At 31.7% G+C, this 5,563-nt stretch carries 6 protein-coding genes and 1 pseudogene; all 7 read left to right on the forward strand.

Annotated elements, in window-relative coordinates; genetic code table 11:
* The first annotated feature begins 334 nt into the window (after window positions 1-334).
* Window positions 335-2,893: a hypothetical protein gene (locus P8K68_RS03645; protein WP_300248289.1), complete on the forward strand. Its 2,559-nt coding sequence runs from the start codon at window positions 335-337 to the stop codon at window positions 2,891-2,893.
* A gap of 18 nt (window positions 2,894-2,911) precedes the next feature.
* Window positions 2,912-3,343 (forward strand): polymer-forming cytoskeletal protein, encoded by a 432-nt coding sequence (locus P8K68_RS03650; protein ID WP_300248290.1) that lies wholly within the window; start codon window positions 2,912-2,914, stop codon window positions 3,341-3,343.
* Window positions 3,288-3,536, forward strand: coding sequence for an AtpZ/AtpI family protein (locus P8K68_RS03655; protein ID WP_300248291.1), 249 nt, complete (start codon window positions 3,288-3,290; stop codon window positions 3,534-3,536). Before P8K68_RS03650 ends, P8K68_RS03655 begins: the two co-directional genes overlap by 56 nt.
* Window positions 3,537-3,543: 7 nt before the next feature.
* The gene (locus tag P8K68_RS14905) at window positions 3,544-3,915 is read left to right on the forward strand and encodes a DUF6168 family protein (RefSeq protein WP_366143727.1); all 372 of its coding nucleotides are present in this window, start codon (window positions 3,544-3,546) and stop codon (window positions 3,913-3,915) included.
* 141 nt (window positions 3,916-4,056) lie between these two features.
* Entirely contained in the window at window positions 4,057-5,127 is a 1,071-nt protein-coding gene (gene atpB / locus P8K68_RS03660) for a F0F1 ATP synthase subunit A (RefSeq protein ID WP_300248292.1), read from the forward strand.
* Between the two features lie 31 nt (window positions 5,128-5,158).
* A complete protein-coding gene (gene atpE / locus P8K68_RS03665) occupies window positions 5,159-5,347 on the forward strand; it encodes an ATP synthase F0 subunit C (protein ID WP_013993139.1) in 189 nt (62 codons plus the stop codon).
* 92 nt (window positions 5,348-5,439) lie between these two features.
* Window positions 5,440-5,563 (forward strand): annotated as a pseudogene (locus P8K68_RS03670) (F0F1 ATP synthase subunit B); the annotation flags it as partial.

The raw sequence follows: 5,563 nt of genomic DNA on the forward strand, positions 1-5,563 counted from the left end.
CGAGGACTTGGAACGAATAGCCCGACCCCTTGTGGGTAACGCCCAAAGTATTTACTAGTAAAAATGGAGGTTGTAAGCTACTCTGTATAGCCATTTTATACTTCAAAATAGAGCTAAATCCAAAAAGATGCTTATTTTTACGATTCTATATAATAATAACAGGAGTTTATAGTTATTATTTAGACTAAAAACACCACCATTGAAATGAGTACAAATAAATTTATTTTTTTGTTTAATGTCATAAAAAAAATAATTCTTTGTGAGAAAACGAAGCGGTTGATTTACACCGGAAATTTTTATTTTATTCCATTTAGAAATAAAAATTCTTAAGTAAATGAAAAGACCTTACAAAGCCATATTAATCCTTATTTTTTCTGTATTTCTAGCAAGTAGTTGTTCTAGAAAAAAAGATAAATTTATTAATAGAAATTTTCATGCGGTTACAGCTGAGTTTAATGCACTGTACAATGGTTATAATGCTTTAGAGCAAGGTAAACAATCCCTAAATGATGCTTATTTTGATAACTATTGGGAGGTATTACCCATAGAACGTATGCAGATTTTTGAAGATGTTGTGCTTCCGGGACAATCTAAAAACGAAAATTTTACTAGAGCTGAAGAAAAAGCTGTAAAAGCCATACAAAAGCACAGTATGAATATTAAGGGTAAAGAGAAAAACCCTCAAATGGATGAAGCCTACTTATTATTAGGAAAAGCCCGATATTTCGATCAACGCTTTGTGCCAGCTTTAGAGGCTTTAAATTATATTCTATATAAATACCCAGCAAGTGATAAGATTAATCAAGCTAAAGTATGGCGAGAAAAAGCCAATATTAGGTTAGATAATAATGAGTTAGCTATTGAAAACCTGAAACGACTTTTAAAACAAGAGGATATAGAGGGTCAAGATTTAGCCGATGCCACTTCCATTTTAGCACAAGCGTATTTAAACACAAAATCTGTTGATAGTGCTATCACGCAATTAGAAATTGCATCAAATGCCACAAAGAATAACGATGAGCGCGGGCGATATCGTTTTATTCAGGGGCAACTTTATAATGAGTTAGGGTATAAGGATAGTGCCAATATTGCTTTTGATAAAGTTATTGAACTCAATAGAAGAACGCCTAGAATCTATATGATTTCGGCTTATTTAGAAAAAATAAAGAATTTCGATTTTGAAAATGGAAACAAATTAGAGGCTACCGAATTGCTTTCGGAGCTAGAAGAAAACCGAGAAAACCGTCCATTTTTAGATAAAATCTATCATCAAATTGGAGCGTATCATTTACAAAACGGTTCAGATTCTTTGGCTGTAGCTTATTACAATAAATCATTACAGACAGATACACGAGATAAGTTACTTAAATCTAAGAATTACGAAACGTTAGGTGATATGAATTTTGATGCGTCTGTCTATGCTGAAGCAGGCATGTATTATGATAGCACGATGAGTAATTTAACGCTCAATTCTAAACCATATCGTGTTATAAAACGGAAGCGTGATAATTTAGAAGATGTTATTTATTATGAGGCTATTGCTAAGGTAAATGATAGTGTTTTAAGGTTAGTAAATCTATCAGCACCAGAAAAATTAGCCTATTTCGAATCTTTTATTGAAGTTTTAAAAGAGAAAGCTGAAGCTGAAAAAGAAAAGCAAGAAGCTGCAGAACGTAAAAGTGGTTTGGCGGCCGTTAATACTATTGGTGCACAACCAAACAGAGTAGGAGGACCACAAGCAATGGCAAATAATTTTTATTTTTATAATCCAACTACGGTTGCTTACGGAAAAAATGAATTTGTTAAAATATGGGGCGATAGACGATTAGAAGATAACTGGCGATGGTCTAGCAAAGGCCTTTCTGGTGAAGCAAATAGTAGTCCCACCCTAGATATTGTAGCTTCTGCTTCAGATGAAGAACGTTTCGATCCTCAATTTTACGTATCTAAAATTCCGTCTACAGAAAAAGAGATTGATAGTATTTCAAAAACACGTAATTATGCTTATTATCAATTGGGACTCATTTATAAAGAGAAATTTAAAGAATATGAATTAGCAAAAGGTAAATTTCAAAACCTATTAAGAAGTAATCCTGAGGAAAAATTAATTCTGCCTTCAAAATATAACCTATTTAAAATTTATGAATTGTTGGGCGAACATGGAGAAGCTTCAATTGCTAAAGAAGACATTATTGCTAAATATCCAGATTCTAGATATGCAACCCTATTAAAGAATCCTGAATTGGTTTCAGAAAGAGATGAAAACAGCCCTGAAAGTTTATATGAAGCTCTTTATATCCAGCATAAAAATCAAGAATATGCTGAGGTTATTTCAAAAAGTGAAGAATACATAAACACGTTTGATGGCGAACCTATGGTACCTAAGTTTGAGCTGTTAAAAGCCACAGCTACAGGTCGTTTGTATGGCTATGAAGCGTATAAGAAAGCGATTAATTATTTGGCAATAACTTATGCAAATACGTTTGAAGGTAAGCAGGCTAAAAATATTGAAGCTAATATTTTGCCTAAATTAGCAAGTCCAAATTTTATTGAAGAAACGGATAGTATTTCAGATAATTACAAAGTTATTTTTAAATTTAAAGATCCGCAACCAAACGCTATTTCAAGTTTCAAAGCGACGTTAGATGACGTTTTAGGGCATATTAAATATTATAGATTAAATGCTTCAATAGATGTTTATAAACCGAATACAAAATTTGTAGTAGTTCATGGATTAAAAACACCACAAGTAGCAAAAACCTTTAATCAGTTATTAACTGAAGACGACCAAAAGAAAATAAAAGCCCCTTATTTTGTAGTATCATCTACAAATTATCAAACCATTCAAATCCATAAAAATTTGGACACCTATTTGAATATGGATAATAATTAAACGTAACCTTAATTTATTATGTTCTCTGAAAACAAAAAAGAAAAACAAATGACAGAAGGCACATCAAACCAAAACATTGTTGCGCAAGGCACCAAAATGGTTGGCGACTTTAACAGTCAAGGCGATTTAAGAATCGATGGTATTATTGAAGGAAACATCAAAACTTCAGGAAAAGTAGTTGTAGGTAAATCTGGACTGATAAAAGGTACTTTAAACGGTACTGATGCTTATTTTGAAGGTAAATTTTCTGGTAAATTAGCATTATCCGGCACATTAACTTTAAAAGCATCTGCTCATATTGAAGGCGAGGTAATTGCTGGTAAATTAGCCGTAGAACCCGGAGCAACCTTTAACGTTACTTGCGTAATGAAAGGCACTGTAAAAGAAATGAATAATGGCGGACAAGCAATACAACAAGAAAGAAAACCAGAAGCCGGAAAAACAGCTTAATCCATACATTCGTTTTGTATCTACAGGCTTACAAATGGGTTTAACTATTTATGTAGGAAACCTTTTAGGAGCTTGGTTAGACACTAAATACCAAACCACTTACTGGGAAAGTATTGTCACCTTATTTGCGGTATTTGCTTCTATGTATTTAATAATCAGTCAGGTTTTAAAAATATCTAAGGACAATGATTAAAAAAATCATGCGCTTTGGCATTAGTTTTTCATTTTTATTTGCAAGTTCTTTTTTTTCTCATAATATTATTTTAGAACATTTCAATATAAATTTAAGATTTGAGTTATTTCATATTTACAGTTTTCATTTTCTTTTTTCTTTTATTATATGTTGTCTGTTTCTTTTCTTCTCAAATATAGAAAAGTGGATAACCCAGCTAGGGTTTATTTATATTTTTGCACTGGTTACTAAGCTGCTTTTTTTTAGTGTTTTTTTTAAAAATCTCATTTTCCAAAATGAAATTATAACCAAAATGGATAGCCTAAATTTACTAATCCCCTTGTTTCTTTTTTTATTTCTTGAAGTCTATTTTATTGTTCAGATTTTGAATGATAAATAAGGAGAAAGATTAATGCTAAAAAAAAATAATTATTTTCAAATAATTACATACATTTGCACGGAATTTAAAAACACAGTTTTTTTGATTTTTTTAACAATGAATATATTTCAACAAACTTTTAAATTTTTCTTCCTTACAATAATGCTTTTAGTGAGCACTTCTGCAATAGCTGAAAACCCTACAGCCAATGGTGGTCAGGTAGATACTAAAAAGGAAGTAGAAGACTATATCTTACACCACATACAAGATTCACACGATTTTTCTTTATTCTCTTATACGAGTGATGCAGGTGAACGTAAACATTTTGGGTTTCCATTACCTGTCATATTATGGACGAGCAATGGATTAACGACCTTTATGTCTTCAGAATTCCATCACAACGATGACGGCCATGTGATTGTTGAAAAAAACGGAATGAAATTCGCTAAAATTCATTCTAAAATTTATGAGTTAGATGCTGGTGCAACTGCTGTGAACTTTGATGAAACACATCATGCAACAAACGGACACAAAGTATTAGATTTTTCAATAACCAAAAGTGTTGTTGGAATATTAGTTATTGGTTTATTAATGTTATTTTGGTTTTCTAGTTTAGCAAGACAATACAAAAAGAAACAAATACCAACAGGATTTGCACGTGTATTAGAACCTCTTGTATTATATGTAAGAGATGAGATTGCAAGACCAAATATTGGAGAGAAGCATTACCGAAGATTTACAGGATACCTTTTAACAGTATTCTTCTTTATATGGTTATTAAATTTAGCAGGTTTAACACCTTTAGGTTTTAATGTAACTGGACAGTTAGCAGTAACGGCTTGTTTAGCCATATTTACTTTAATTATTTATACAGTAAGCGGAAATAAAGATTATTGGATGCATATTTTATGGATGCCAGGTGTACCCGTTTTAATTCGCCCAGTTTTGGCAATCATAGAATTAGCAGGAGCACTAATAATCAAACCATTTTCTCTATTAGTACGTTTGTTCGCAAACATTTCAGCAGGTCATATTGTGGTAATGAGTTTAATAGCAATTATGTTCACACTAAAAGAATCACTTGGTGTGGTTGGTGCAACAGGGTTGTCGTTAGTATTATCATTTTTTATAACATTAATTGAGGTTTTAGTAGCTTTCTTACAGGCTTATATCTTTACAATGCTTTCGGCATTATTTATTGGTATGGCAGTAGCAGAGCACGAACATCATTAATGCATTTGTTTAATTTAATAAATCAATTATTATGTACAATTTAATTGGAGCAGGTTTAATCGTAATTGGGGCAGGTATTGGTCTAGGTCAAATTGGTGGAAAAGCAATGGAAGGTATTGCTCGTCAACCAGAAGCAACTGGAAAAATCCAAACAGCGATGATTATTATTGCTGCGCTTTTAGAAGGGTTAGCATTTGGTGCTTTATTCTTAGGAAAATAAGAAACCAAACAAAATCTAAAAACACAAATCTGCAACGGTTGGTTGCAGGTTGTGTTTTTTAAATTAAACAAGAACATTAAATACATTTAGAAATGGACAAATTATTAAATGACTTTTCACCAGGATTATTTGTAGTATCTACCATATTATTATTAGCACTTATTGCTTTAATGGTGAAATTTGCGTGGAAACCTATACTTAATTCTTTAAATGAAA

This window comes from Algibacter sp. (genome assembly GCF_029245835.1).
Classification (GTDB): domain Bacteria; phylum Bacteroidota; class Bacteroidia; order Flavobacteriales; family Flavobacteriaceae; genus Algibacter_B.